The sequence below is a fragment of the Rhodococcus sp. LW-XY12 genome, from assembly GCF_019317345.1.
Classification (GTDB): Bacteria; Actinomycetota; Actinomycetes; order Mycobacteriales; family Mycobacteriaceae; genus Rhodococcus; species Rhodococcus pyridinivorans.
Genome location: NZ_CP079225.1, coordinates 2,470,079 through 2,496,991, shown reverse-complemented (window position 1 = coordinate 2,496,991; position 26,913 = coordinate 2,470,079). Strand labels below are relative to the sequence as shown.

Genomic DNA, 26,913 nt, shown 5'->3' with positions numbered 1-26,913 from the left:
ACCGTGCCTGCCGTAACCGTCGACAACGTTCTCGCTCTTCCTCGCGTCGAAGAGCCCGCACCCGAAGCGCTCTCGCGTCCCGTCCTGTCCGTGACCATTGCACCGCGCGGCTTCGAAGGCGAAGGCTTCCCGGTCCGCCGTGCGTTCGCAGGCATCGAGACGAAGTACCTCGATCCTTTCATCCACATGGATCAGATGGGTGAGGTGAACTACGCGCCCGGCGAACCGAAGGGCACCCCCTGGCATCCGCACCGCGGTTTCGAGACCGTCACCTACATGATCGACGGCATCATGCAGCACCGCGACTCCCACGGAGGCGGCGGCACGATCGGTGGCGGCGACACCCAGTGGATGACCGCCGGCAGCGGCATTCTGCACATCGAAGCACCACCGGAACATCTCGTGGTCAGCGGTGGACTGTTCCACGGCGTGCAGCTGTGGGTGAACCTGCCCAAGGCCGAGAAGTTCGTCGCCCCGCGGTATCAGGACATCGGCGGCGGCGAGGTCGCCCTGCTGTCCTCGGCCGACGGCGGCGCGCTCATCCGCGTGATCGCCGGAGAACTCGACGGGCACCGTGGCCCCGGTTCGACGCACACACCGATCACCCTGCTGCACGCGACCGTGGCGCCGGGAGCAAGCGTCACCCTGCCGTGGAACCCCGAATTCAACGCCCTGACATACGTGCTCGCCGGTGATGGCGCGGTCGGACCGGAACACCGCCCGATCCGGACCGGACAGACCGCCGTCTTCGGTAGGGGTGAAAGCCTGACCATCTCTGCTGCCGCGACACAGGATTCGCGCACCGACGCCCTCGAGGTGTTCGTGCTCGGTGGCAAGCCGATTCGTGAACGCGTCGTCATGGCGGGTCCGTTCGTCATGAACACCCGCGCCGAGATCATCGAGGCGATGGAGGACTTCCAGGCCGGGCGATTCGGTTCCATTCCCGCCGTGCGCCCGTCGGACGAAAATGCCTAGATGGGTAGTTGCGTTAGGGTGGCTTCGACCCCGGAGATCGGGGTTGAAGCCACCCAAGTTCGGCTACCGTGCACCGGGTTCATCCTCACGCATGCCACGAATCCGGTGTTCTCGACCGCGCTGAGCGAGGTCGAGAACACCAGATCGTCGGCCGCGCCGCTTCTACGCCAGCGCCAGCGCTACGAGCGCGACCAGCGACGGCACGCTCTGACACAGCGACCCCACCACCCCGGTACCTCGTGGACGGCTCATCGCCATCCGGTCCGAGGCGAACAATGCCATGCCGGCCAGGAACATGAACGCGCACGTGTAGACGACGAGGGTGCGGCCCGGGGTTTCGTGCCCGGTCCACCACAGGATCATGCCGGCGAGCGCTCCGGATCCGAGGAAGAGGTTGTAGAAGCCGACGTTGAACGCCCACATCCGCACCGGTGGAACATCCGCAGCGGGGACGCGGAACACGCCCCAGTGGATGCTCGGACGGCGAAACAGGATCGTCTCCCACACGAAGACCATCAGGTGCACCGCGGCAGCGACCAGGGCCGCGAGTTGCGCAACGACGATCATGGCGAGACCTCCTCGGCGAATCGGATTCCGTAACGGGTGGCGATCTGCCCGAACCTGCTCATCAGTGCATCCTCGGGCAGGTGCTCCTCCCCCAGCGCGTCGAGGTCGGTGAAGAAACCGCTCATCCCGGTCCCGGAGCAGACGAGGAGAAAGGCCGCGTCGTCGGTGAGCACCGAGAAGCTGTTCATCGTTCCCGCCGCGATGGTGAGCGTGTCACCGGCGGCGAGTTCGCAGCCCTCGCCGTCGAGGAGGACGAGGATCCGGCCGCGCAGGAGGTGGTAGGTCTTGGGCCAGGGCTCGGAGTGCAGCGGCGGTGGGCTGCTGCAGGGCGCCTCGACCAGCATGAGCTCGTAGGCGTCGCCGGTCTGTTCACCGGACGACAGCACGGTGACGACGGCATCCGGCACCGACAATTGCCCGCCCGTACTGGCACGTTGGAGATCGATCGTGGACACAACTGCGACGCTATGGATCCGGAAACAGCCGGACCATCCCCTGAATCGGGGATGCTCCGTCTTCCGGATCCAGCGCATACTGGGTTCATGCTCGAAGTGCGGACGGAGCGCCTACGCCGCGAGATCCTGGAGTTCGCGGGCACCGGCGTCGGCGTCACCGCACTGCACCAGCGTGCCATCGAACTGGTCGATCGCACCGTACGCAGCGACTTGACGTGCTGGGCACTGTTCGATCCCCTGACCCTGGCGTTCGGTTCGATGACCAGTGGGCGCAACCGCATTCCCGGTGAGTACGAGCCACTGAGGTTTTCTCACCAGAGGTTCACTGACGGCGGCCGGGGACATCCGGGCGGTGTGGCGTGAGATGAGGACGTGGGGTCCTACCTGGTAGAGATCGTTTCGACCAAGAAGCAATCCCGAAGCAGGACCCCACGTGATTTCCTATCGTGCCACGCTCGACGTGCCCGAGCGCACCCTGGCCTTCGTCGCCCGTGCCCTGGCCGCGCATCGCACCCGAGTCGACCACCGACCGTGGCAGCGGGCCGCAACCGTCTATGTCCAGGCGGTGATGGTGCTCCGCTGGTTCCGCGACGCTACCGACGTCGCCGCCCTGGCGCGCGATGCCCGCGTGTCGGTGGCTACTGCCTACCGCTATCTGCACGAAGGCATCGACGTGATCGCCGCCCACGCCCCTGACCTGCACGAAGTCCTCGCACACGGGAGTGCATCCGGGTGGGAACACGTCGGACTCGACGGCACCTTGATCGCCGCGACCCGCTGCCGGGAGCGCTCCGAAGCCGGACACGACGTGTGGTACTCGGGCAAACACCGCCGACACGGCGGCAACATCCAGGTCCTGACCGATCCGACCGGCTACCCGGTCTGGGTCTCCGACGTCGAACCCGGCTCGGTTCACGACATCACCGCTGCTCGACTCGGCGGAGTCCTCGGCGCCCTCTACACCGCTGCCGCCGACGGGATGCCCACCCTCGCCGACAAGGGTTACACCGGTGCCGGGATCGGTGTCCACACCCCGACCAAGGGCCGCGACCTCGATGCCGGCACTCGATGCCGCAACGCACTTCTGTCCGCGATGCGCGCTCCGGCGGAACGTGCGAATGCCCTGCTGAAGACCCGCTGGAAAGCCTTACAACGAATCAGTCTGTGTCCGTGGAGGATCGGCACGATAACCGCTGCCGCCCTCGTGCTTCTTCACCTACAAGCCCCCGCCTGGTGAGAAAACCTCACTGCTCGCGGAATCGGAATGCGGTGGACACGATCCCGCAACCTTCGCAGACATCGCCCGCAGTGGACGAACAGTGGTGCGGGCCTCGGATCTACCGTCGACCGAAGTCGCCCACAGCCTCCGGAACGCGGCGGTATGGCGTCCACTCGGACTCGACCGCGAGGTGCGAGTCGTCTTCACAGTGGACGGGTTGTGTTGGGGAGCGGCCGGTTTCGTCCGCTCGGGTCCGGACTTCACGGATCGGGAACTGGAGTTCCTGACAATGACCGCACCGGCGGTGGCGGTTGCGACCCGGGTGGCCGCCGTCCATACCCTGCACGCACGCCCCGGAGCCGATCCCGGTCCTGCCGTGATCGTGACGGATCCCGCGGGTGAGCCGGTCGCATCGACGGTCGCGGCGCGGATCTGGGAGGATCGGCTCGCCGGTCCGGTGCGACTGGCGCTGCTGTTGCGGGCGGCAACATTCGGGGCTCGGGCGAGTACGACCGGGGTGTTCCGGGCACGTATCCGCAACGACGGCGGAGGCTGGATCGTCGTCCGTGCGGCGCCGTTGAGCGCCGACGGCGACGAGGCCCGCACGGCGGTCACCATCGAACCCGCGGCCGACAGTGAACTCACAGACATGCTGTTCGCCGCGTACGCGCTGACCGCCCGCGAGTGCGAAGTGTGCACCGACGTGCTGAACGGACTGTCGACGGCCGAGATCGCTCGGCACCGGGGCATCACGCCGAACACGGTGCACGACCATCTCAAATCCGTCTATGCGAAGACGGGGGCGGGTAGTCGCGCGGAACTCGTCGCTCGGTTGGCCGGCCGGCAGATGCCCCGACCGTCCCTGTCGCCCCCATACACGCCGACGATCAGGTCCGCGCACTGAGCGATCACGCTCACTACACATTGAGCGGGGTTGCTCGTTGTATGCCACAGTGCCACTCGGTGCATGCAGCTGCCACGCCCGAGATCCCTCTGTTCCAGAGCAGGTGACGTCGGCCCGTTGTTTTTTGCACCTTGTTGCACATAGTCTGGCGTGAGAGGGACCGCCCCAGACGAAGAAGGAACACACCATGACGCTGCCACCGATCCTGTCCGGCCCGCTGAGCCTGCCCCTGGTCGCTTCCCCGATGTTCATCGTGTCGGGACCGGAACTGGTGTCCGCCCAGTGCCAGGCCGGAGTCGTCGGGTCGTTCCCGGCACTCAACGCCCGTCCCCAGTCGATGCTTGTCGACTGGCTGCAGCAGATCACCGAGAGCAACGCCGACTACGCGGTGCGCCACCCCGAGGAGTACGTCGCGCCGTTCGCCGTCAACCAGATCGTGCACCGCTCCAACGAGCGACTCGAGCAGGACCTCGAGGTGATCGTCGAGCATCGGGTCCCCATTGTGATCACCTCGCTCGGTGCCCGAGAGGAGGTCAACGAGGCTGTTCACTCCTACGGCGGCATCGTCCTCCACGACGTGATCTCGAACGAGTTCGCGCACAAGGCGATCGACAAGGGCGCGGACGGCATCGTCGCCGTCGCCGCAGGCGCCGGCGGCCACGCCGGGACGCAGTCACCGTTCGCATTGCTCCAGGAGATCCGCCGGTGGTTCGACGGCCCCCTGCTGCTGTCCGGCTCCATCGCCCACGGCCGCTCGATCCTCGCTGCCCAGGCCGCCGGTGCCGACCTCGCCTACGCCGGCACAGCCTTCCTCGCCACCGAGGAGGCCCGCAGCGCCGACGACTACAAGAACATGATCGTCGACAGCACCGCCAAGGACATCGTCTACAGCAACCTGTTCACCGGCGTGCACGGCAACTACCTGCGGGGAAGCATCGTCGCCGCCGGACTCGACCCCGACGACCTCCCCGAGTCCGATCCGTCCGCCATGAACTTCGGGTCCGGTGGCAACACCGGCGCCAAGGCCTGGCGCGACATCTGGGGCGCCGGCCAGGGCCTCGGCGCGATCGAGTCCGTCGTCCCCGCCCGCGAGCTCGTCCAACGACTCCGCGACGAGTACGAGCTGGCGTGGACGTCCCTCGAACGACGCCGAGTCGCCATGATCGACGCCGGATAGCGTGACCTAGGCTGACGCGGTGTCTCTCAGGTTCGCCATCCTCACCGCACTGGTCGAGCGCGACAGCACCGGACTGGAACTGACGCGGCGCTTCGACCGGTCGATCGGGTACTTCTGGCCCGCGACCCACCAGCAGATCTACCGAGAACTGGACCGGATGCGGGCGGGCGACCTGATCCGTGAAGTCCCGACGGACGGAAAACCCGGTCGCGGTCAGCCCCGACGTTTCACCATCACAGCGGACGGTCGCCGACTGCTGCGCGGCTGGATCTCCGAGATCGAGGATCCGGACGTGGTGCGCTCCGGTGTCTCCGTGCGCCTGCGCGCGGCCGCGGCGCTCGACGATCCCGACGCCGCGCGTCCCGCGCTGGAACATCAACGCGCCTACCGGACGGCGATGCTCGAGCAGTATCGCGCCATCGAGCAACGCGACTTCGTCGAGGTCCGGGGCGACGCGCGGAGCACCCTGCAACATCTCGTGCTCCGCCTCGGCATCCTCCTCGAAGAAACGTGGCTGACCTGGCTGGACGAGGCGCTCGACACGATCGACCGGCTCGACCCGACACCGGATTCCTCCGCCGACCGCAGCGGAACGGTCCCGTAGACCGGAACACGAGAACCGGGCCGAGGCGTACCACGCGAGGGAGGTCGGCTTGTCTACACGGATGCAGGTCTACCTGTCACGGTGCGTTTCCGGCCTCAGGGTCGACTGCCGTCAGCGCGGTGATCAAGGTCCGACTCGGCCGCATCACGGCCACGGTCTTGTCCCTGTCCGGCCGGTAGTAGCCGCCGATGTCGACCGGCGCGCCCTGCACCTCGTTCAACTCTCGCACGATCGTGTCCTCGTCCCTGGCCAGTGCCTCGGCCAGCGGGGCGAACTGTTCTGCGAGTTCCGGATCCTCGGTCTGCGCGGCAAGTTCCTGTGCCCAGTACATCGCGAGGTAGAACTGGCTGCCCCGGTTGTCGAGCTCGCCGACCTTGCGCGACGGGCTCTTGTTCGTCTCCAGCAGCTTGCCGGTCGCTGCATCGAGCGCGTTCGCCACGATCTTGGCGCGCTCGTTGCCGGTCTTGATGCCGAGGTCCTCCAGGCTTACGGCCAACGCCAGGAACTCACCGAGCGAATCCCAGCGCAGGTGGTTCTCCTCCACCAACTGCTTGACGTGCTTGGGCGCCGACCCGCCGGCGCCCGTCTCGTAGAGGCCGCCACCCGCCATCAGCGGCACGATCGACAGCATCTTGGCGCTCGTACCGAGCTCGAGGATGGGGAACAGGTCGGTGAGGTAGTCACGCAGGATGTTGCCGGTCGCGGCGATGGTGTCCATTCCGCGGTTCAGCCGCTCCAGCGTGTACCGCATCGAGCGCACCTGCGACATGATGTGGATGTCGAGGCCATCGGTGTCATGATCCTGCAGGTACAGCTCGACCTTCTTGATCAACTCGTTCTCGTGGGGGCGGTACGGGTCGAGCCAGAACAGGACCGGCATACCGGAGTTGCGTGCCCGGGTGACCGCGAGCTTGACCCAGTCGCGGATCGGCGCGTCCTTGACGGTGCACATGCGCCAGATGTCACCCGCCTCGACGTGCTGGGTGAGCAGCACCTCACCGGTCTCGGCATCGACGAAGTTGGCCTCGCCCGCCTCCGGAACTTCGAAGGTCTTGTCGTGCGAGCCGTACTCCTCGGCCTTCTGCGCCATGAGACCGACGTTGGGAACGGTACCCATGGTCGTCGGGTCGAACGCGCCGTTGGTCTTACAGAAGTTGATGATCTCCTGGTAGATGCGCGCGAAAGTGGACTCCGGCATGACCGCCTTGACGTCCTTGGGTCGTCCGTCGGCGCCGTACATCTTGCCGCCCGAGCGAATCATTGCGGGCATCGAGGCATCCACGATGACATCGCTGGGGGAATGGAAGTTGGAGATGCCGCGTGCGGAATCGACCATGGCCAATTCGGGACGGTGCTCATGGCAGTTGTGCAGGTCCTGCTTGATTTCGTCGCGCTGCGTACTGGGCAGCGTCTCGATCTTGTCGTACAGGTCGCCGAGACCGTTGTTGACGTTGACGCCCAATTCGTCGAACAGCTTCTGATGCTTGGCGAAGGCGTCCTTGTAGAAGGTCTTCACCGCGTGGCCGAAAACAATGGGGTGCGAGACCTTCATCATCGTCGCCTTGACGTGAAGGGAGAACATCACGCCCGTCTTGCGCGCATCCTCCATCTGCTCCTCGTAGAACTCGAGCAACGCCTTCTTGCTCATGAACATGCTGTCCATGATGTCGCCCTCACCCAGCTCCACTTCGGGTTTGAGGACGATCGTCTCGCCATCCTTGGTGACCAGCTCCATCCGGACCTTGCGCGCCCGGTCCAGCGTCATCGACTTCTCGCCGTGGTAGAAGTCGCCGTGCCGCATGTGCGCGACGTGGCTGCGTGAGGCCATCGACCACTCGCCCATGCTGTGCGGGTGTTTACGGGCGTACTCCTTCACCGCCCGGGGTGCGCGCCGATCGGAGTTGCCCTCACGCAGGACAGGGTTGACCGCACTGCCGAGAATCTTGCCGTAGCGCTCCCGGATGGCACGCTCTTCGTCCGTCTTCGGGGCGTCCGGGAAATCCGGGACCTGGTAGCCCTTGCTCTGCAGTTCCTTGATGGCAGCCAGGAGCTGCGGCACGGACGCACTGATGTTGGGCAGCTTGATGATGTTGGTCTCGGGCAGTTGCGTCAGACGACCCAGCTCGGCCAGGTTGTCCGGGACGCGCTGCTCTTCCGTGAGGTGCTCGGGGAACTCGGCCAGGATCCGCGCCGGCACCGAGATGTCGCTGGTCTCGACCTCGATGCCCGCGGCTCCAGCGAAGGTACGCACGATCGGCAGGAAGGCGTAGGTCGCAAGCAACGGCGCCTCGTCGGTCAACGTATAGATAATGGTCGACTGCTTGTCGGCGCTCATTCTTGTCTCGACTCCCTACGTCGGTCCGGTCCGCCTCACGAAATGCTCCGCGTGCGGGATTGCATCGGGTATCAGGCTACGTGCGAGAACTCGAGAACGACATTTACTCGCCGGTAACTCGAACTCCGCCGACAGGCTTCGACGGCCCCTCGGGCGCCCAACCGTCGACCTCATGTCCGCTCGCGACCGAGAACGCCGCAGTCCTGCGAGCCACCGCTTCGATGGCCCCTCGACCTGTCGTAACGCGGGTGCGACCGGCGCACAGCATCGCCGTCAGGAAAGAAGTCTTCACAAGCAGTGGGAAGACTACTGTCACAAGCGATTCCGTTGTCGAACCGGACTGCGATCCCTCGTCCGTCCGATCGCGGCTCGAATGCCGACGCCGGAAGATGCTGTCGGCGGGGACGATCGTTCCGTCGAGAATCGAGGTTCGTCGATCGTTGCTTGGGGGAGACGACCGCGGACCCGAGAGGGAACCGCACGCCTGCGTCCCGATGAAGTACTTCACATTTCTCGCCGACGACTCGACCCGAGCGTCTACCGACAGGAGCCCGCCACTACTCCGACATCAATCGCAGGCGGGCGCGGGAACATCCTCGAACAGCGGCGACCCGATCGGCACGAGGTACACCACGTCGAGGATCACCGGTTCCGTGCCGAGATTGCGACCGACGTGCAGATGGTCCGGACCCGAGGGCTCGTTGATGAAATCGCCGGTCTCGAACGTGACAGGCTCGCAGTCTCCTTCAGGATGCGTCAAGGTGCCGGCCCGCACGATGCCGAGCACGGGACCATCGTGATAGTGCCAACCGGTGCTACCGCCCGGTTCGATGGTGATCTCCCGGGCCACGGCGTGCACGCCGTCGGGTACGAACGGCAGCAGTCCCGGTAGCACCTCGATGTCCACCCATGTCACCCCTGAGATGCCCTCGCTCGGAGTGGCGTAGGCCCACCCGGGTATCGCCACCGCTACTGCACATGCCGTCGCCGCGAGTACACCCTGCACAGCGCGCTTCATGCGCACGGACGCTACCGTCTACACGACACTGCTGCAGGACAGCTCGCATTGCGACCCGCTCGCCTGCACCCGCGTCACTGTCGCCGGGTACGTCGAGCGGCCCGAAGGCGAGGAACTGGCCGCCGCGCGCGAAGCCCACCTGGCCGCTGTCCCCGGGACCCGCGTGTACATCGATTTCACCGACTTCACGCTCTGGGTTCTTCGGGTTCGGCGCGTGCGCTGGGTCGGTGGGTACGGGCGGTTGGATTCGGCCACCGCCGAGGACTATGCCGAAGCATTGCCGGATTCTGTGACCCCGTCGGCAGCTCGTGCGATCGCGCATTTCAACGACGATCACGCCGACGCGCTGCTGGCGATGGCCCGGAAGCTCGGCGGGTTCCCGGATGCGACGGCGGCAACCTGTGTCGGAGCCGACCGATACGGCCTCGACCTCGATGTCACCACGCCGCGTGGGCGAGCCATGACGCATGCCCGCTATCTGTCACCGCCCGACTCCGACTACAAATTGCGCTCAGCAACAGTTGCTTTGGCTCGCGCGGCGCACCGCCAGACCGTCGTGGACACGTCCGTCTGCGTCGACGTCGGCGGCGAGGGCGTCACGGTAGTCGAGTCCCGCCTCGTTCACCGTGACGCCGTGGGCCGACAGGTGCAGGTCGTGCCGGGCGGCGAGCGCGAGGGCGTCGGTGACATCGAAGGGTCTCATGCGGTTCACGCTCTCTTCGCCGCGTCGTTCCGGTCCACCGATATCCTCGGACGGTCGTGGCGGCCCACGTGCTGCTACAGGCGGGGAACAGGTCGGCCCCACACGCGTGTCCTGCCCGGGAATCGCCGCCCACTCGTGGCAATGTCCACAGAATGCATCCGTACGACCAGGGGTTCGAGCCTCCGCAAGCGTGCTCCGAGTGGTGCCGGGCACGCTCGTTCGACCTGCAGGTGCTCGACGAGGGCGTAACTGTCGACCTCAAATGGTGGAACAGCCACCTCGAACGGACCGGGCACGATATCCGCCTCCGGGGACGGAATCTCGATGGACGGATCATCGACGACGGCGACGCGATCGTCCAACGCAACGACCTCCGCCTCGACAGTGAACTGATCGAAGCCGACCACGCCGGTCTGGGGCTGTTGTTCCTGTGCGCGGCCTGGCGCAGCGCACATCCGCGACGACGCGGTGCCCGACGTTTTCCGGACGTCCGCGACGCACACGCCCCGAAGGACCGGCACCGGTTCACCAAGATCAAGGGAGTCCTCGACTACTGCGCGAAGACCAAGTCGCTACCCGACACCGCGCGGCAGACCTGGTCCGGATGGCCGGACACCCCCGGCGTCGGCGTATCGCTCCTGGCGACCTATCTGTGGGCGGTCGAGGTGCGGACCGAGGCGGGCCCGGCGCAACTTCTCGATCAGCACGCGGTGTCGACGCTCATCCACGAAGGGTGGCTCGAGGATCCGTCGGTCGCCGACTTCACGCTGCGGCGCTATCACCGGTACCTCGAACTCCTCAACATGTGGGCGTCGTTGATCGCCACGCGTCCGGAGATGGTCGAGATGTGGCTCGTCGACCGGTGGCACGCCCGAATCTGCGAAGCCCGGGACGGGTCGCACGCGACTCCGCGATTGTTCTGATCCTCTTGGGCGTCGCGGTGAGGCCGCCCGAATCGTCCCGTGGAGGCTGATGCACACTCGCAGAATGGGGTCACCGACTACGACGAGCATCACCATGACGACCGGCGCGCAGCCGATTCCACAGCCGCGATGGAGACTTCCGCTGGTGGGTGATCTGCTCAGCATCGACGTGGCCAAGCCGGTTCAGCGTGAGATGCAGATGGCACAGGAACTCGGTGGGATCTTCGAACGCAAGATCCTGCAGCACCGGTTGATCGTGGTCTCGGGCGCCGATCTGGTGCGCGAGGTCAACGACGAGGAGAAGTGGGCGAAGTTCCTCGGCAAGCCGCTGCGCAAGCTTCGCGTCATCGCCGGCGACGGACTGTTCACCGCGTTCAACTCCGAACCGAACTGGAGCAAAGCCCACAACATCCTCGGGCCTGGCTTCAGCCAGGCCGCGATGCGTGGCTATCACGACTCGATGCTCACCGTCGTCGACCGACTGGTCGACAGCTGGGACAGCGCAGCGGCCGACGGCGAGTATGTGGACGTGCCGAAGAGCATGACGTCGCTGACCTTCGACGTCATCGGCCGGTGCGGCTTCAGCTACGACTTCGACTCGTTCGGCCGCACTGAACCCGATCCGTTCATCGCGGCGATGAGCCGGGCGCTCGAGTACATCAACCGCTCGTCGAACGACATCCCCATCCTCCGGACACTGTTCGGCCGCAGTGCCAGGGAGCAGCATGAACACGACATCGCGCTGATGCAGGAGACGGTCGATCGCATCGTCGAGGAGCGGATGCGCTCCGGCGAGCAGCACGGCGATCTGCTGGACCTGATGATGCACACCGTCGATCCCGACACCGGCGAGCAGCTCGACCGTGAATCGATCCGCAATCAGGTGCTGACCTTCCTGGTCGCGGGTAACGAGACCACCGCGGCCACCCTGGGGTTCGCGGTCCATTTCCTGAGCCGACATCCCGAGGTGGTGGCGAAGGCGCGGGCCGAGATCGCCGAGGTCGTCGGTGCCGACGGCCGGATCGGGTACGAGCAGGTCGCCAAGCTGCGGTATGTGCGGCGGGTGGTGGACGAGACGCTGCGGTTGTGGCCGGCCGCCCCGGGTTATTTCCGCAAGGTACGCGGTGAGACCACCCTCGGCGGACGGACGCTGCCGAAGGGTTCGTGGGTGTTCGTGCTGTTGCCGCAACTGCACCGCGACCCGCTGTGGGGCGACGATCCCGAGCGGTTCGACCCGGACCGGTTCGAGCCCGCGACCGTGCGCAAACGGCCGGCGCACATCTTCAAACCGTGGGGCACCGGCATCCGGGCCTGTATCGGTCGGCAGTTCGCGCTGCACGAGGCGGTGCTCACGCTCGCGTCGCTGATCCGGCGGTACGACTTCGCTCCGGAACCGGGCTACGAACTCGACGTTCACGAGGCGATCACATTGAAGCCCCGTGACCTACGGGTGCGGCTCTCCCCCGCCTGATCCGTCGCGTCGCCCCGGCAAGAGGGACGGCGGTCGGGTCGTCGACAGAGGCTGGCCGATCGGTGGCGACGAGCACGGCGATCCTTCCGATCATGCACTGAAGGACCACACGTCATCGCTCTATGCTCGGACGATGTTCCTTCTCTTCGGCTTCGGCACCAAGCGACAGAATCTCGGTCCAGGGCAGAACCGGACGTGTCCGCGCTGCCACAACACCACGCAGTGGCTCCGGATCCGGGAGTCCAAGCAGTTCACGCTGTTCTTCGTGCCGGTCGCGCGGTGGGGCCGCCGACAGTTGGAGCAGTGCGGGATCTGCGGTACCGCCGTGGAGATGTGAGCCCGGTCAGTCGGGATCGGCGAAGGCCACGAACGTCCTCGGCTGCCGTTCGGAGACGTGCCGTCGTCCAGGCACCGCCCGCCTCCGGCGCGCAGACCGTGACCGAACCGTTATAGTCGGCGTCGTGACTACAGTTCTCGGTGTCTCGGTCGGTGCCAGCGCGGTGCGCTTTGCGCGACGTGACACCGGGAGCCTCGACAGCCCCGTCTTTGGATCCCACTCGATGCCCGCCCTGCTCGACCGGCCGGCCGAGCTGGCCGCGGAGTCCATCGAGACGATGCTCGCCGAGACCGACGAGATCGAGCAGGTGCGCGCCATCGGCGTCGCCTACCAGAACGAGACGCAGGCCGATTTCGTCCAGGGCGCGATGAGCCGCCTGGACATCGACAACTTCCGGCTCGTCCCGGAAGTGACCGCCGCGCTCGAAATGCTGGAAACCACAGGAGATCTCGACGACCACGAGACACTCGTGTTCTACGACCTCGGCAGCTCGGGCCTCACCGTCACCGTCGTCGATCGGGGCACCCGCATCGCATTGAGCACGGCACGCTCGGACCGGATCAGCGGCGACCTCGTCGACCACCTGATCTACGACCACCACGTCGAACTGCAGCGCTTCGCCGAGCCGGCCGACATGGCGGCGCAGCGGGCCCTCACCGCCCGGTGCCGCGACGCGAAGGAGCAGCTGTCCTCGAAGGACGCGGTGTGCATGCCCGGCGAGGGGGGTCTGCTACTGCTCTCGCAGGCCAGCTTCGATTCGCTCATCGACGGACCCGTGAAGGCCTCGGCCCGCCTCACCCTCGACGTCATCCGCCGCTCGGGGCGCACTCCCGACGCCGCGGTGCTCATCGGAGGCGGAGCGAACATTCCACTGGTCACTGCCGTGATGGAGTCGTGGCTCGACATTCCGGTGATCGTGCCCTCGCAGCCCGAACTCGTGGCGGCGGAAGGCGCGGCGCTCCTCGCCCGCCCGGACACTGCGAAGGTCGTCGAGACGGCGGAGTTCGCTGCGCCGACGGAGTTCACCGAGACCGCACAGTTCGCCCCGCAGCTGGTCGCGCCGGACGCACCGACCGCAAGCTTCGCTGCCCCCGACATCCGGCAGGAGACCGAGACGCCCGCGCAGCCGCGGAACCGTCGACGCTTCCTGCTCGCCGGTGGTGCCGTCGTCGTCGCAGCGGCGATCGGCCTCGGTGTCGACCTGCTGCAGAATTCCGGTCGCGATCCGCAGCCCACCTCCACGCACCAGGAGACACAGGAGCCACCGGCAGCGGAACCGCGGCCCATGACCACCACGGACGCATCGCCCGCGCCGGAAACCGTCCCGGCAGTGTCGGACGAGCAGTCGACGGCCATCGATCGCAGCGAGACCCGCAGCACCTACCGGCCGCAGACGACGGCGGAGACCTCCGCGCAGGTCCCCATCACCACCGGCGCGCAGGACGATGCGGCAGCCGACACCTCGGCGCCGTCACTCGAACCGGAGCCGGCCCCGATGGTCCCCGGGCTCCCCCAGTTCGAGCTGCCGCCGCCTCCGCAGATCCAGCTCCCGCAGCTGCCCAGCATTCCCGGGTTCTGATCAATCAGCCGCAGACTGCCGCGGTGCGGCGCGCCGTCTCAGGTTCCGGATGAGGCAGCAGTCGCTGCCACCACCGGGCCACCCGCGGACTAGGAATCAGTCGCGCGATATGGAACCGGTTCGTCTCGGGTCCGGTGCGAACCGGCGACGCGGGCGGCAGGATCCGCTTCCGCGGAGGCGGACGGCCGGGGACCGACCGTGGCCGCGGAGACCTTCGAGGCGCTGGGGGCACTCGCCGACGCGGCCGATGCCCACGCCCTGGCCCCGATCGCGTACCGCGACCACGCCGACACCCAACGGTCCGTCGAAGCCGCCGCCGCGGCCGCGGCACTGGCTGCGCGATGCGATCACGCCTCGTCGCCTGCGCTGGACGAAGCGGCCCGCCCACTCCCCCTGACCAGCCGGGAACGGGAGTTCGCCGCCATGGTCACCGCCGGGCTGTCCAACCGGCAGATCGCCGACCGGCTCGTGGTGCCGGTCGGCACCGTCGAGGGGCACATCTACCGGGCGTGCACCGAACTCGACGTCTCCGACCGCACGGAGCTCGCCGAGTTGATGCGCGACACCGGCCGGCGCTAGCGCGACCTCCGGTTCATCCCATCGACTTCGATCCGTCGAGGGACTCGCGGATGATGTCGGCGTGGCCGGCGTGCTGCGTCGTCTCGGCGACGATGTGCAGCAGCGCGCGACGCACCGACCAGGCGTCCTCGATGTTCCAGGGGGCCTTGGGGAGTTCGTGGACGACGTCCAGCGACGGCAGCGTGCGCACCAACTCGTCGGTTCGGGCCGCCACCTCGTCGTAAGCGCGCAGCGCACCTTCGAGGGTCTCACCGGGCTGCAGCTGGAAGTCCTTGTCGCGTTCGGCGAAATCCTCTTCGGTCCACTCGGTGAAATCCTTCTCCATGTAGTCGGCTCCGACCACGAGGAAATCCGCCCAACCCCGCTCGACCTCGGTGACGTGCTTGATGAGACCACCGATCGTCAAGTGGCTCACCGTCGTTCGCTGCGACGCCTGTTCGGTGGTGAGATCGCGGGCCGTGAACCGCAGGAAGTGCCGCGCGTGGGCGAGGCTCGACAGCAGATCGCGGCGTTCCTGGTCGAGAGTCGTGGTGGCGTTCCGGGTGGTGGTGGTCTCGGTCATCGGGTACTCCTCGTCGTCGTGATCCGGCAAGATCTACGCTACGAGCCATTGGTGCCAGTTCCTGTCACTTATAGGTCGGCAGGTGCGGAAGAATGAGGTCATGTCCGACACGAGCTCCCGCATCCTGCGGCTTCTGTCGCTGTTGCAGACCCACCGCTACTGGCTCGGCGCCGAACTCGCCGACCGGATGGGCGTCTCGTTGCGCACCCTGCGCCGCGACATCGAACGGCTCCGCGATCTCGGATATCCGGTGCGGTCCGATCGCGGGGTCGGCGGTGGGTATCAGCTCGCGCCGGGCGCGTCGTTGCCACCGCTGGCTCTCGACGACGACGAAGCGGTCGCGCTCGCGGTCGGCCTACTCACCGCGGCCCAGACCTCGATCACCGGGATCGCCGAGATCTCCGTGCGCGCGCTGACCAAGGTCATCCAGGTGATGCCGCCGCGGCTGCGACGCCAGGTGGAGGCGATCGATGCGGCGACGGTCTCCGCCGACATCCCCTGGGCGACCCGCGCGACCGATTCGCAGCAACTCGTCACCGTCGCGCGCGCCTGCCGCGACGACGAACGCATCGTCTTCGAGTACACCGCCGCCGACGGCACCGCGACGGGCCGGCGCGTCGAACCCCGGCAGCTCGTCTCCCTCGGGCGACGCTGGTATCTCGTCGGCTACGACCTCGACCGCAGTGACTGGCGCAGCTTCCGGCTCGACCGCATGGCCGAGACCACGGCCACCGGGATGCGTTTCCGACAACGCGAGCTGCCCGGCGGCGACGCCGCGGCCTTCGTCGAACGCGGCATCCGCAGCCGCTCCCAGGTGAAGGTCAGCGCCGAACTGGAGGCGTCGGAGCACGAGGTGCGCCGCCGGATCGGACAGTGGGCCGAGGTGATTGCGATCGACTCCGAACGGTGCCGGATCGAGGTGGACGCCGACAGCATGGACTGGGCGGTATTCGCCGTGGGTATGTCCGGTGGGCGGCTGCTCGGCGCGTCGCCACCGGAGTTCGTCGAGTACCTGGAGAACTGGTCGAATCGGCTGGTCACCGCCGACGAACACTCGAAGTGACCATCCATCCGGCGCTATGACACATCCCACAATCGGACGGGCATCGGAATGCCGTCGGGGGTGGGGGTGGTTGCGCCACCCATGGATCTGTTCACACCCGTAGCCCTCGGAGACCTCGAACTCGCGAACCGCATCGTCATGGCCCCGCTGACCCGCCTGCGTGGTGGTTCGGCCGGTGTACCCGGAGACCTGATCGTCGAGCACTACCGTCAGCGGGCGAGTGCCGGCCTGATCATCACCGAGGGAACCTATGTGAACTTCGAATCGCAGGCCTTCGTCGGTCAGCCCGGCATCGTCACCGACGAGCAGGTCGCCGGCTGGCGTCGCGTCGCGGATGCCGTGCACGAGCGCGACGGACGCGTCGTGCTGCAGTTGATGCACGGCGGCCGCGTCACGCATCCCGACGTCAACGGTGGCCGGCGTGTCGTCGGGCCGAGCGCGATCGCCATCGACGGCCAGGTGCACACCGAGCAGGGCAAGCAGCCCTACCCTGCGCCGCACGCGCTGACCATCGACGAGATCCCGTCCGTCGTCGATGATTTCGTCGCCTCGGCTCGCCGCGCGATCGATGCCGGATTCGACGGCGTCGAGGTCCACAGCGCCAACGGCTACCTGTTGCACGAATTCCTCTCCCCCGCATCGAATGTGCGGGACGACGAGTACGGCGGTTCGGTGGAGAACCGGATCCGCCTCGTCGTCGAAGTCGTGAAGGCCGTGTCGGCGGCAGTCGGCGCCGGACGTGTCGGGTTGCGGATCTCTCCCGAGCACAACATCCAGGACGCAGTCGAGACCGATCGCGACGATGTGCGTGCTGTCTACGGCGCTCTGGTCGACGCCCTGCAGCCCCTGGGCCTGGCGTATCTGTCGGTCCTGCACAAGGAGCCGACCGGAGATCTGGCGCAGGAGCTCCGGAAGCGTTTCGGCGGCAAGGTGATCGCCAACAGCGGTTTCGGCTCGCCGACCACGCGTGACGAGGCCGTGCAGCTGATCGACGATTCGCACGCCGACGCCGTGGCCGTCGGCCGCGCGCTGATCGCCAATCCCGACCTGGCCGAGCGCTGGCGGGACGGGCAGCCGGAGAACGCACCGCGTCCGGAGCTGTTCTATGCGTCCGGAGCCGAGGGGTACACCGACTACCCGTTCCTGCAGACCGTCTGAGCGTAAGCCCTACGAGGCGCTCGGATCCTTGCGCGCCGAACCGTTTCTCGCCGCTGCTGTAGCGCGGGCGAGCCTCGGTTCGGCGCGCGAGGTCGTTTCGGTCTCCCGAGACAGGTCGGGCATCATCCGTTCGAGCACCGGCCGCCAGCGCGCCACATCATCCGGGAAACACGTGCTCAGCAGCTCGACCATCGCCGACGGAGCGATCGAAGCGCCGGGCGACGCCCCGAGCAACCCGGCGATGCTGCCGTCCGCGCTCGCCACGACCTCGGTGCCGAAGGTCAGGACCCCGACCCTGCGACGATCGGGTTTGACGAGCTGAGCTCGTTGCCCCGCGTCGATCAACTCCCAGTCGGACTCCCGCGCCTCGGGGCAGAATCGCTGCAGCTGCCGGAACTTCCGCGCGCGGGACGCGAGCAGCTGGCCGACGAGATAGCGCACCAGCGACAGATTCTGCAGGCCCACCGCCACCAACGGGGCGATGTTGTGCAGACGCAGGGTGGTGAACAGATCGGTGAGCCGGCCGCGTGTGAGCAATCTCGTGCTGAACGTGGCGTACGGCCCGAACATCAACCACTCGCGGCCGTCGACGACCCGCTTGTCGAGATGCGGCACCGACATCGGTGGTGCTCCCACGTCGGCCTGGCTGTAGACCTTCGCTGCATGCTGGGACACCACGTCGGGCTCGCCGGTGCGCAGGAACTGCGCGCCGATGGGAAAGACGGCGAAACCTCGCACCTCCGGGATCCGGGCCTTCTGCAAGAGTTTCAGGGCGTACCCGCCGGCGCCGACGAACACGAACCGGGATCGGACCGAGAACCGTCCCGTCTTCGTGTGCCCGGAGACGGTCCACCGCCCGTTGGCGGCGCGGCGCAGTCGTGTGACCTCGTGTCCGGTACGAAGCTCGACGCCACGACGACGCGCGTCCGACAGCAGTCGGTGTGTCAGGGCACCGAAGTCGACGTCGGTGCCCGCCTCGTAGCGCGTGGCGGCGACCGGTTCGGAGCCCGAGCGACCGGTCATCACCAGCGGTGCCCACCGCGCGATCGCGTCGGGGTCCTCGCTGTACTCCATGGCCGAGAACAGCGGCGAGCGTTGCAGGGTGGCGTGCCGCTGTCGCAGATAGTCCACATCGCGTTCGCCGAAGACGACGTTCATATGCGGTGTCACGTTCACGAACGTCGCCTCGCCCGGGTCGTCGAGGGCCTCCCAGAACTGCCGTGAGATCCGGAACTGTCCGCCGATCTCCTCAGCCCGGGTCGAATCCGCGGGATCGGGCATGTAGTTCAGTTCGCACAGACCTGCGTGGCCGGTGCCCGCGTTGTTCCATGGGGCGCTGCTCTCGGCCGCGACCTCGTCGAGTCGTTCCAGGACGAGGATCGACCGATCGGGTTCGAGCCGTGTCAGCAGTGCACCCAGTGTTGCCGACATGATGCCGCCGCCGATCAGGACGGCGTCGTACTCCTGGTCGCCGTACTGTGCTCCGTCGGCAGAATGCCTCCGATCCAACATCATTCACCTGCTTTCGCCGTTGTCGACCTTCAGCGTGCCCCCTTCCGATTCATCCGTCCAATGAGCTCTTGCAGGCAGTACCATGCAGATGTGGATTGGTATGTGACGCCCGAGACCGCAATGGTCGCCCCGCTGCTCGTCGCCTTCGACGCCGCGGCGCGCGAAGGTCACATCACGCGCGCGGCGGATCTGCTCGACGTTCCCCAGTCTTCCGTCAGTCGCCGCATCCGGGCACTCGAGAAGGCAGTGGGTGTGGCGTTGTTCCAGCAGTCCGGGCGAGGGGTCGTGCTGACGACTGCCGGGAGGGAGTTGCACGAACGCACCCGGCATCTGGTCCGCGAACTCGACGGTGCGATCACCACGGTGCGTGAGCACGCCGATCCCGACCACGGCGTCGTCCGCTTCGGGTTCCCGCTCACCCTCGGGCCGGTGAGCATCCCGTCGTTGCTGGCCGAGTTCCACCGACTGGCCCCCGGCGTCCGGTTGCATCTGGTCCAGGCACACGGTGAAGCGCTCGCGGAGATGGTTCGCGACGGCCGGCTCGATCTCGCCGTCATCATCCCTCCACCGGAGGATCTGCCGGTCACCGTGCTCGCGCAACAGCGACTGTTGCTCCACCTCCCGAGCAGCCATCGACTCGCCGGCCGTGCCCGCCTCGACCTGCGCGATCTCGCGGACGATCACTTCATCGCCAGCCCACCCGACTATCACATCCGCAGAGAACTCGAATCAGCTTGCGACGAAGCAGGATTCGAACCGTACATCGCGTTCGAGATCAGCGAGTTCGAAACGATCCGGGCATTGGTCGCCCAGGGCCTCGGTGTCGCACTGCTGCCTCGCTCGGAAACGCCTGTGCCCGGAATCGTCACCGTGCCGGTCGCCGGAATCGCGAATCGCACCATCGGATTGACGACCGGGACGAGGACGCCGTCCCCGGCGGTCGCGCGACTGCACGCTCACATCGCCGGGCACGCCGATAGATTCGACGGTCGCCGGCTCGATTCGTAGGTATCGTCCATCGAACGCAAGACATGGCGCACAGCTTCGCGAGCCGTGCGCCATCTCCTGCGTCGCCGGTCCCGACAAGACGCAAGTCCGGGTTCGAATGGTCGCCGGCGGGGTATGCCACACAGATGCGATCGCCCGCAAACAGTGGTACCCGACGCCGCTGCCTACCACCAGCAAGGCGGCGCACTGTGAAAACACGTTCGATCTGCGCCATCCGGGCAGGAGCCGGTAACGATCTGCGACGTGCTCCGGCCGGCGCTGGGGCGGTTCCCGTTCGGTCGGCCGGTGAAGACCGATCCGCTCGGGCAGATCGACACCACATTCGACGATTCGGCAGACACATCGACCCCCGAGCCCGTCGTCGCCTTTCTCTGACCGACCTACCGTCGAGGAGTTCTCCATGACAGCAACAGATCTCGGTTCCAGTGCCACGTTCGCCGGGCAACCGGTCGCCTCCCAGTTCATCGATGGGCAGTGGCGCGAGGGACGCTCCGACCGCGTCCTGACCGACACCAACCCGTTCGACGACAGCGTGGTCGCCACGATCCGCCTCGCTTCCGCCCAGGACGTCGACGCCGCCTACACCGCTGCCCGGGCAGCACAGACCGAGTGGGCCGCGACCGCTCCCGCCGAGCGCGCCACGGTCCTGCGTCGCGCCGCACAGATCCTCGAGCAGCGCCGAGCCGAGATCATCGACTGGCTGGTCGCCGAGTCCGGCTCGACGCGGATCAAGGCCGATATCGAGGTCTCCCTGGCCATCGGCATCACGCAGGAGGCGGCGTCGTTCCCGTCCCGGGTCCACGGATCGATCTTCGATTCGAACACCCCGAACCGTGAGATGCGGGTGTACCGAAAGCCCATCGGAGTGGTCGGGGTGATCAGCCCGTGGAATTTCCCGCTGCACCTGTCGCAGCGATCGGTGGCACCGGCGTTGGCGTTGGGCAATGCCGCGGTGATCAAGCCGGCCTCGGACACTCCGGTGACCGGCGGCCTGTTGATCGCGCGGATCTTCGAGGAAGCAGGCCTTCCGGCGGGAGTGTTGTCGGTGGTGATCGGCTCCGGTTCCGAGATCGGCGATGCTTTCGTCGAGCATCCCGTCCCGCGGTTGATCTCCTTCACCGGCTCGACACCGGTCGGCAAGCAGGTCGGTGCGGTCGCCACCGGCGGTAAGCACCTCAAGAAGGTGGCACTCGAATTGGGCGGCAACGCACCCCTGGTGGTCCTCGACGACGCCGATCTCGACGCGGCCGTCGAGGCAGCGGTGACCGGGTCCTTCCTGCATTCCGGACAGATCTGCATGGCCGTGAATCGCATCATCGTGCAGGCGCCGGTGTACGACGATTTCCTCGATCGGTTCACCCGAGCCGCGCAGGCCGTGTCCTACGGCGATCCGTCCGCAGACGGCACTTTGGTCGGGCCCGTCGTCAACGATTCGCAGTTGAAGGGCCTCGAGGAGAAGATCGAGCAGGCCCGGGACGCCGGAGCACGCGTTGCGCTCGGTGGGGAGATCGACGGCCGGGTCGTGCCTCCGCACGTGTTCGTCGACGTCACGTCCGATATGGAGATCGCCCGCGAGGAGATCTTCGGCCCGATGGTCGCGGTCCTACGCGCCGATGACGAAGCACACGCCCTCGAACTGGCCAACGACCACGAATTCGGTCTGTCCAGCGCGGTGTTCACGCAGAACATCGACCGGGGACTGCAATTCGCGCATCGGGTCGAGGCGGGCATGACGTTCATCAACGAGATGACCGTTCAGGACGAGGCACACGTGGCATTCGGTGGCGAACGCAACTCCGGTCTCGGACGATTCAACGGCGAGTGGGCGATCGAGGAGTTCACCACAGATCACACCATCGGCGTGACTCGGCTGGTGTAGGCACGCCGCAGCGCCCTCCGACTCCGATACAGCATTCTGCCGTCTGCACCCTGCCCAGCCTCGGGGTGCAGACGGCAAGCTGTCACAGAAGCCTCCTCGGTTGACGGTCAGAACGCCCGGGCCGGCGTGCCGTTGCGTTCGCTGCCTCCTCTTTGTAGGCTCCGTTCATGGCAGGATTGTCGACAATCCTACAAACCCGGAGGCGGCCGATGGAGTTCCCGAACCGACGCGCCCATATTCTCTGCGGTCCCCGATCCTGACGCGGCGCACGCGATGAACGACGACCAGCTCAACATAGGACAGCGCCCCAGCGTCTCCTGCACGGACGAGGACGTCCGGATTCGCGTCCTCGCCGACAGACTCCGGACACTGGGCGTCCCGGTCGACACCTCCACGCGTCGACGGGCCGAGTACTCCTACGACGCCTCCAACTACCGGGTGCCACCTTCGGCCGTGGTCTTTCCTCGGTCGGTGGACGACGTCGTGGCGGTGGTGACCGTCTGCAGCGACACCGGGATTCCGTTGGTCAGCAGAGGGGGCGGGACCTCGATGGCGGGCAATGCCGTCGGCCCCGGTGTGATCGTCGACTTCTCCCGGCACATGAACCGCATCCTCGACATCGACGAGACGGCCGGTGTCGCCGACGTCGAACCGGGCGTCGTGCTCGCGACCCTCACGCGGGTGGCCGAGGACGCGTCCTCGGGCCGGACGACCTTCGCCCCCGATCCCTCCTCGAAGAACCGGGCCACGGTCGGTGGCGCGCTGGGCAACGACGCCTGCGGCAACCACTCGGTGCGCTACGGCCGCATGTCCGATCACGTCCACGAGATCGACCTCGTCACCGCCGACGGGTTCCGGCTCACCGCGGCGCAGCGAGGCCTGCGTGCCACCGATCCCGACGACGCGGCAGCTGCGGCGCGCGCGCAGCAGCTCGACGCCGAGCTCACCGCGCTGGCAGGCGAGCACCTGTTCGAGTTCCGCACCGAACTCGGGAGGATCCAACGGCAGGTCTCGGGTTACCACCTCGACCATCTGTTGCCGGAGAAGCGGTTCGACGTCGCCCGTGCGCTCGTCGGATCCGAGGGAACCTGCGCGGTGATCGTCGGTGCCCGCGTCGAGCTGGTTCCCCGCCCGTCCAGCGCGTTGCTGGTCTGCCTCGGCTACGACGATGTCGTCGACGCGGCCCGCGACATCGGAACCATCCTGGAGTTCTCGCCTGCGGCAGTCGAGGGTGTCGACGCGGCGATCGTCGAGACCATGCGGCTGCGTCGGGGCGAGAACTCCGTCCTCGGACTCCCGGTGGGAAACGCCTGGCTCTACGTCGACCTGGACGGTGACGACCCGGACTCCGTGGCCGCGGCCGCCGACGCACTGCTCGACAAACTTCGCCGGAACGGCCGCCTCGTCGACGGCCGCCTCGCGGCCGACACCACCGAGCGTGCTTCCCTGTGGCGGGTGCGCGAGGACGGCGCCGGACTCTCGTCCCGCCTGGCATCCGGCGGCGAATCCTGGCCGGGCTGGGAGGATTCCGCTGTCGCGCCGGAGAACCTCGCCGATTACCTCCAGGACTTCCGCGCACTGCTCGACCGGCACGGCCTGCAGGGCGTGATGTACGGGCACTTCGGCGCCGGCTGCATGCACATCCGCATCACCTACGACCTGCGCACCGAGGAAGGCCGACAGGTCTTCCGCGAGTTCACGCACGAGGCCGCGCGGCTGGTGGTCCGTCACGGCGGATCGCTCTCCGGAGAACACGGCGACGGCCGTGCCCGCTCGGAACTGCTGCCGGTGATGTACTCCGCGCGGATGATGAGCGCATTCCGCGCCTTCCGCACGATCTGGGACCCGCAAGGCATCCTGAACCCGGGATCGCTGACCGACCCGGCGCGGATCGATGACGATCTGGCGTTGGCGGACGTTCCCGAACGCACCTGGCGTACCCACTACGACCTGCACCCGATCGAGGCGGTCCGTCCCGACGGCGCGCGGCCGCAACACACCCCCGCCCCGTGGGTGCACGCCGTCCAGGGCTGCATCGGCGTCGGACGATGCCGGGCCGACTCCGGTGGCGTGATGTGCCCGAGCTACCGCGCGACCCGCGACGAGAAGGACTCCACTCGGGGCCGGGCCCGGGTCCTGCAGGAGATGGTGCGCGGCGCCCGCACAATCGAGCAAGGGTGGAAATCCGAGGAAGTGCGTGAGGCACTCGATCTGTGCCTGTCGTGCAAGGCCTGCTCGACCGACTGCCCGGCCGGCGTCGACATGGCCACCTACAAATCCGAGTTCTTCTCGCACTACTACGACGGCACACGACGACCGGTGTCGCACTATTCGCTGGGGTGGCTGCCACGCTGGCTCCGCCTCACGGGGTTGGCAGCACCGCTGGTCAACGCGGTCCTGCGCACTTCTCTCGCCAAGCGCGCCACCGCACTCGGCGGCATTTCCCCCGACCGGGTATTTCCGCCCTTCGCCTCCCGGCGGGCCTGGAAGAAGGCCGTGCGCGACGCACTACGTGGCCGGTCCGGTTCGACGCCGGTGGTGCTGTTCGTCGACACCTTCACTCGCGGGTTGCGGCCGGAGGTCGCCGGTGCCGCCGCCCGCGTGCTCGCCTCGGCGGATCAGCAGGTGATGAGCTGCTCCGCAGACGCGTGCTGCGGACTGACGTGGATCTCCACCGGCCAGCTCGACACCGCGAAGAAGAAGCTCTCCCACGCCGCCCGCACACTGGACGACGGCACCGACCGGCCGATCGTCGTCGTCGAGCCGAGTTGCGCCGCCGCCCTGCGCAAGGACCTGCCCGAGCTGGTGCCCACCGAGGCTGCGCGTCGCGTCGCCGCACGGGTCCACAGCTTCGCGTCCTATCTGGACACCATGGTGCGCAACGGCTGGACACCCGCCCCTGCACAACCGCTACCGAACGAGATAGTGCTGCAGACCCATTGCCACGAGTACTCCGTGTTCGGCGCCGGAAGCCATCGCCGGATCCTGACCGCAGCGGGAGTCGACGACGTCCGCGACGCAGTCGGATGCTGCGGCGTGGCAGGAAACTTCGGATTCGAGAAACAACACCACGACATCAGCATGAAGGTCGCCGAGACCTCCCTCGCCCCGGCACTGCGCGCGGCCGACGACGACTCCGCGGTGGTCACCGACGGCTTCTCATGCGCGATGCAGGTTGCGCAGATCGACGTGTCCGCCCCGGGGCAACATCTCGCAGAACTTCTCGACCCCGGGCCACGAATGTCGATGAACAACACCATCTCCGAGGAGGAAAGCGCATGACCGATGCAACGATCGTCGGGACACGGGTGGGCGTCTCCGACGCAGTGTCCCGCGTCAGCACAGAATTGTTCATCGACGGTGAGTGGGTCGAATCGACCACCGGCGAACGATTCGAGGTCGTCGCCCCGGCGACCGAGGAGGTCATCGCGACCGTCGCGAACGGCAACGCCGACGACGCCCGGCGTGCCGTCGAGACCTGTGCTCGCGTGCAGAAGCACTGGGCGAAGACCGCTCCGCGCGAACGCAGCGTGATCCTTCGCCGGGCCTACGAGCTCATCCTGGAGCGGCAGGACGAGTTCGCGACCATCATGACCACCGAGATGGGCAAACCCTTCGCCGAGGCGAAGGGCGAGGTCGCCTACGCCGCGGAGTTCTTCCGGTGGTTCTCCGAGGAAGCCGTCCGCATCGGCGGCGATGTGACCAGCACCGGCGACGGCACGACCCGCATCCTGGTGTCCAAGGAGCCGGTGGGACCGTGCGTCCTCGTCACGCCGTGGAACTTCCCGCTCGCCATGGGTACCCGCAAGATCGGACCCGCCATCGCAGCCGGATGCACCATCGTCTTCAAACCCTCGGAGCTGACGCCGTTGACCTCGCTGGCCCTGGTCGACGTGCTCGTCGAGGCCGGTGTGCCCAAGGGTGTGCTGAACGTCGTGCCCACCACCGCACCCGGGGAGGTCGTCTCGACCTGGATGTCCAGCGGTATCGCACGCAAGATCAGCTTCACCGGTTCGACCGCGGTGGGCATCCGGCTGCTCGAACAGGCATCCCAGCACGTGATGCGCAGCTCGATGGAGCTGGGCGGAAATGCCCCGCTCATCGTATTCGAGGACGCCGATCTCGACCGGGCCGTCGACGGCGCGCTCGCCGCGAAGATGCGCAACATGGGTGAGGCCTGCACCGCCGCGAACCGCATCTTCGTGCACCGCGCGGTCGCCGATCGGTTCGCCGAGAAGCTCGCTGCCCGTATGGATGCCCTCGCCGTCGGGGACGGCCTGGTCGAGGGCACCCAAGTCGGTCCGCTGGTCGAGGAGAAGGCTCTGACGAAGGTGGAACGTCTCGTCGCCGATGCCGTCGAACGTGGAGCGCGCGTGGTGTGTGGCGGCAGCCGGCCCGAGGGACCCGGCTACTTCTACCCACCCACCGTCCTCGCCGACGTGTCGAAGGACGCCGCGTTGATGAGCGAGGAGATCTTCGGGCCGGTCGCGCCCATCGTCGTCTTCGATACCGAGGACGAGGTCGTCGAGATCGCCAACAACACGCCCTGGGGACTGGCCGGATACATCTTCACCCAGGATGTCGACCGCAGTTTCCGTGTCAGCGAAGCGCTCGAGGTCGGCATGATCGGGCTGAACACCGGCATCGTGTCCAACCCCGCGGCACCGTTCGGCGGCATCAAGGCATCGGGTCTCGGACGTGAGGGAAGCACCATCGGTATCGACGAGTTCCTCGAGGTCAAGTACGTCGCTGTTCCTCGTCGGTGACGCATGGTCTCACTGCGCCGCCGATCCTTGCGCGCCGAACCGTGTTTCGACGCAACTGCAACGCGCGCGAAGCCCTGTTCAGCGCAAGGTCGGTACGGCCTACCCGCGTAGCTCAGGAA

At 67.1% G+C, this 26,913-nt stretch carries 22 protein-coding genes and 3 pseudogenes; 18 read left to right on the top strand and 7 right to left on the bottom strand.

Annotation, left to right across the window (positions count from 1 at the left end):
* Positions 1 to 3 precede the first annotated feature (3 nt).
* Positions 4 to 975: a pirin family protein gene (locus KXC42_RS11730; protein WP_033098142.1), complete on the top strand. Its 972-nt coding sequence runs from the start codon at positions 4 to 6 to the stop codon at positions 973 to 975.
* A gap of 162 nt (positions 976 to 1,137) precedes the next feature.
* Here KXC42_RS11730 and KXC42_RS11725 read toward each other — a convergent pair whose 3' ends face one another.
* Together KXC42_RS11725 and KXC42_RS11720 are read right to left on the bottom strand one after the other, a co-directional pair.
* Positions 1,138 to 1,542 carry a DUF1304 domain-containing protein gene (locus tag KXC42_RS11725; RefSeq protein WP_019289386.1) on the bottom strand — a complete coding sequence of 135 codons (405 nt, stop codon included), beginning with the start codon at positions 1,540 to 1,542 and terminating at the stop codon, positions 1,138 to 1,140.
* Positions 1,539 to 1,997, bottom strand: coding sequence for a hypothetical protein (locus KXC42_RS11720; RefSeq protein WP_039587265.1), 459 nt, complete (start codon positions 1,995 to 1,997; stop codon positions 1,539 to 1,541). The genes KXC42_RS11725 and KXC42_RS11720 overlap by 4 nt, the downstream gene beginning before the upstream one ends.
* Before the next feature lie 87 nt (positions 1,998 to 2,084).
* Between KXC42_RS11720 and KXC42_RS11715 the strand changes: the two are divergent.
* The 5 genes and pseudogenes from KXC42_RS11715 to KXC42_RS11695 form a co-directional block, all read left to right on the top strand.
* Positions 2,085 to 2,300 (top strand): annotated as a pseudogene (locus KXC42_RS11715) (helix-turn-helix transcriptional regulator); the annotation flags it as partial.
* A 130-nt stretch (positions 2,301 to 2,430) separates the two neighbouring features.
* Positions 2,431 to 3,234: an IS5 family transposase gene (locus KXC42_RS11710; RefSeq protein ID WP_219130376.1), complete on the top strand. Its 804-nt coding sequence runs from the start codon at positions 2,431 to 2,433 to the stop codon at positions 3,232 to 3,234.
* Positions 3,227 to 4,120, top strand: a pseudogene (locus KXC42_RS11705) (helix-turn-helix transcriptional regulator); the annotation flags it as partial. The gene KXC42_RS11710 and the pseudogene KXC42_RS11705, both read left to right, overlap by 8 nt.
* A gap of 187 nt (positions 4,121 to 4,307) precedes the next feature.
* On the top strand, positions 4,308 to 5,297 hold the full coding sequence (locus KXC42_RS11700) for a nitronate monooxygenase family protein (protein ID WP_024100901.1): 990 nt from the start codon (positions 4,308 to 4,310) through the stop codon (positions 5,295 to 5,297).
* Positions 5,298 to 5,316: 19 nt separating this feature from the next.
* Complete coding sequence (locus tag KXC42_RS11695; protein WP_006552020.1) at positions 5,317 to 5,901, top strand: PadR family transcriptional regulator; 585 nt, start codon at positions 5,317 to 5,319, stop codon at positions 5,899 to 5,901.
* Between the two features lie 76 nt (positions 5,902 to 5,977).
* Here KXC42_RS11695 and KXC42_RS11690 read toward each other — a convergent pair whose 3' ends face one another.
* The gene (locus tag KXC42_RS11690) at positions 5,978 to 8,236 is read right to left on the bottom strand and encodes an NADP-dependent isocitrate dehydrogenase (RefSeq protein ID WP_024100900.1); all 2,259 of its coding nucleotides are present in this window, start codon (positions 8,234 to 8,236) and stop codon (positions 5,978 to 5,980) included.
* A gap of 568 nt (positions 8,237 to 8,804) precedes the next feature.
* Entirely contained in the window at positions 8,805 to 9,254 is a 450-nt protein-coding gene (locus tag KXC42_RS11685; protein WP_257606139.1) for a cupin domain-containing protein, read from the bottom strand.
* A gap of 28 nt (positions 9,255 to 9,282) precedes the next feature.
* On the opposite strand from KXC42_RS11685, the pseudogene KXC42_RS11680 reads away from it, so the two are divergent.
* A pseudogene (locus KXC42_RS11680) lies at positions 9,283 to 9,807 on the top strand (DUF2470 domain-containing protein); the annotation flags it as partial.
* On the opposite strand, the gene KXC42_RS11675 reads toward KXC42_RS11680, so the two are convergent.
* On the bottom strand, positions 9,766 to 9,957 hold the full coding sequence (locus KXC42_RS11675; RefSeq protein WP_219130551.1) for a hypothetical protein: 192 nt from the start codon (positions 9,955 to 9,957) through the stop codon (positions 9,766 to 9,768). The pseudogene KXC42_RS11680 and the gene KXC42_RS11675 sit on opposite strands and share 42 nt — an antisense overlap.
* Positions 9,958 to 10,109: 152 nt before the next feature.
* On the opposite strand from KXC42_RS11675, the gene KXC42_RS11670 reads away from it, so the two are divergent.
* The 5 genes from KXC42_RS11670 (at position 10,110) to KXC42_RS11650 (ending at position 14,846) form a co-directional block, all read left to right on the top strand.
* Positions 10,110 to 10,880 carry a hypothetical protein gene (locus tag KXC42_RS11670; protein WP_064255589.1) on the top strand — a complete coding sequence of 257 codons (771 nt, stop codon included), beginning with the start codon at positions 10,110 to 10,112 and terminating at the stop codon, positions 10,878 to 10,880.
* A gap of 64 nt (positions 10,881 to 10,944) precedes the next feature.
* The gene (locus KXC42_RS11665; protein WP_257606138.1) at positions 10,945 to 12,351 is read left to right on the top strand and encodes a cytochrome P450; all 1,407 of its coding nucleotides are present in this window, start codon (positions 10,945 to 10,947) and stop codon (positions 12,349 to 12,351) included.
* 133 nt (positions 12,352 to 12,484) lie between these two features.
* A complete protein-coding gene (locus KXC42_RS11660) occupies positions 12,485 to 12,688 on the top strand; it encodes a zinc-ribbon domain-containing protein (RefSeq protein ID WP_024100896.1) in 204 nt (67 codons plus the stop codon).
* Positions 12,689 to 12,812: 124 nt separating this feature from the next.
* Positions 12,813 to 14,267: an Hsp70 family protein gene (locus tag KXC42_RS11655; protein WP_219130375.1), complete on the top strand. Its 1,455-nt coding sequence runs from the start codon at positions 12,813 to 12,815 to the stop codon at positions 14,265 to 14,267.
* A 198-nt stretch (positions 14,268 to 14,465) separates the two neighbouring features.
* A complete protein-coding gene (locus tag KXC42_RS11650) occupies positions 14,466 to 14,846 on the top strand; it encodes a helix-turn-helix transcriptional regulator (RefSeq protein WP_219130374.1) in 381 nt (126 codons plus the stop codon).
* A 13-nt stretch (positions 14,847 to 14,859) separates the two neighbouring features.
* On the opposite strand, the gene KXC42_RS11645 is transcribed toward KXC42_RS11650, so the two are convergent.
* Positions 14,860 to 15,408: a DinB family protein gene (locus KXC42_RS11645; RefSeq protein WP_219130373.1), complete on the bottom strand. Its 549-nt coding sequence runs from the start codon at positions 15,406 to 15,408 to the stop codon at positions 14,860 to 14,862.
* A gap of 100 nt (positions 15,409 to 15,508) precedes the next feature.
* Here KXC42_RS11645 and KXC42_RS11640 point away from each other — a divergent pair, with 100 nt between their 5' ends.
* Both KXC42_RS11640 and KXC42_RS11635 read left to right on the top strand, forming a co-directional pair.
* Complete coding sequence (locus KXC42_RS11640) at positions 15,509 to 16,471, top strand: YafY family protein (RefSeq protein ID WP_219130372.1); 963 nt, start codon at positions 15,509 to 15,511, stop codon at positions 16,469 to 16,471.
* 81 nt (positions 16,472 to 16,552) lie between these two features.
* Positions 16,553 to 17,629: an alkene reductase gene (locus KXC42_RS11635; RefSeq protein ID WP_219130371.1), complete on the top strand. Its 1,077-nt coding sequence runs from the start codon at positions 16,553 to 16,555 to the stop codon at positions 17,627 to 17,629.
* Between the two features lie 9 nt (positions 17,630 to 17,638).
* On the opposite strand, the gene mqo is transcribed toward KXC42_RS11635, so the two are convergent.
* A complete protein-coding gene (gene mqo / locus KXC42_RS11630; RefSeq protein WP_219130370.1) occupies positions 17,639 to 19,144 on the bottom strand; it encodes a malate dehydrogenase (quinone) in 1,506 nt (501 codons plus the stop codon).
* Positions 19,145 to 19,231: 87 nt separating this feature from the next.
* Here mqo and KXC42_RS11625 point away from each other — a divergent pair, with 87 nt between their 5' ends.
* The 4 genes from KXC42_RS11625 (at position 19,232) to KXC42_RS11610 (ending at position 26,794) form a co-directional block, all read left to right on the top strand.
* Positions 19,232 to 20,149, top strand: a complete 918-nt coding sequence (locus KXC42_RS11625; RefSeq protein WP_257606136.1) for a LysR substrate-binding domain-containing protein — start codon at positions 19,232 to 19,234, stop codon at positions 20,147 to 20,149.
* A 400-nt stretch (positions 20,150 to 20,549) separates the two neighbouring features.
* A complete protein-coding gene (locus tag KXC42_RS11620) occupies positions 20,550 to 22,028 on the top strand; it encodes an aldehyde dehydrogenase family protein (RefSeq protein WP_219130369.1) in 1,479 nt (492 codons plus the stop codon).
* 273 nt (positions 22,029 to 22,301) lie between these two features.
* The gene (locus KXC42_RS11615) at positions 22,302 to 25,310 is read left to right on the top strand and encodes an FAD-binding and (Fe-S)-binding domain-containing protein (RefSeq protein WP_255026661.1); all 3,009 of its coding nucleotides are present in this window, start codon (positions 22,302 to 22,304) and stop codon (positions 25,308 to 25,310) included.
* On the top strand, positions 25,307 to 26,794 hold the full coding sequence (locus KXC42_RS11610; protein ID WP_071934956.1) for an NAD-dependent succinate-semialdehyde dehydrogenase: 1,488 nt from the start codon (positions 25,307 to 25,309) through the stop codon (positions 26,792 to 26,794). The genes KXC42_RS11615 and KXC42_RS11610 overlap by 4 nt, the downstream gene beginning before the upstream one ends.
* Positions 26,795 to 26,913 lie beyond the last annotated feature (119 nt).

Coding starts and splice junctions, on each gene's coding strand:
- KXC42_RS11725 (WP_019289386.1), bottom strand. CDS start 1,542: ATGATCGTCGTTGCGCAACTCGCGGCCCTGGTCGCTGCCGCGGTGCAC.
- KXC42_RS11700 (WP_024100901.1), top strand. CDS start 4,308: ATGACGCTGCCACCGATCCTGTCCGGCCCGCTGAGCCTGCCCCTGGTC.
- KXC42_RS11690 (WP_024100900.1), bottom strand. CDS start 8,236: ATGAGCGCCGACAAGCAGTCGACCATTATCTATACGTTGACCGACGAG.
- KXC42_RS11685 (WP_257606139.1), bottom strand. CDS start 9,254: ATGAAGCGCGCTGTGCAGGGTGTACTCGCGGCGACGGCATGTGCAGTA.
- KXC42_RS11675 (WP_219130551.1), bottom strand. CDS start 9,957: ATGAGACCCTTCGATGTCACCGACGCCCTCGCGCTCGCCGCCCGGCAC.
- KXC42_RS11670 (WP_064255589.1), top strand. CDS start 10,110: ATGCATCCGTACGACCAGGGGTTCGAGCCTCCGCAAGCGTGCTCCGAG.
- KXC42_RS11665 (WP_257606138.1), top strand. CDS start 10,945: ATGGGGTCACCGACTACGACGAGCATCACCATGACGACCGGCGCGCAG.
- KXC42_RS11660 (WP_024100896.1), top strand. CDS start 12,485: ATGTTCCTTCTCTTCGGCTTCGGCACCAAGCGACAGAATCTCGGTCCA.
- KXC42_RS11645 (WP_219130373.1), bottom strand. CDS start 15,408: ATGACCGAGACCACCACCACCCGGAACGCCACCACGACTCTCGACCAG.
- KXC42_RS11640 (WP_219130372.1), top strand. CDS start 15,509: ATGTCCGACACGAGCTCCCGCATCCTGCGGCTTCTGTCGCTGTTGCAG.
- KXC42_RS11635 (WP_219130371.1), top strand. CDS start 16,553: ATGGATCTGTTCACACCCGTAGCCCTCGGAGACCTCGAACTCGCGAAC.
- mqo (WP_219130370.1), bottom strand. CDS start 19,144: ATGATGTTGGATCGGAGGCATTCTGCCGACGGAGCACAGTACGGCGAC.
- KXC42_RS11620 (WP_219130369.1), top strand. CDS start 20,550: ATGACAGCAACAGATCTCGGTTCCAGTGCCACGTTCGCCGGGCAACCG.
- KXC42_RS11615 (WP_255026661.1), top strand. CDS start 22,302: ATGAACGACGACCAGCTCAACATAGGACAGCGCCCCAGCGTCTCCTGC.
- KXC42_RS11610 (WP_071934956.1), top strand. CDS start 25,307: ATGACCGATGCAACGATCGTCGGGACACGGGTGGGCGTCTCCGACGCA.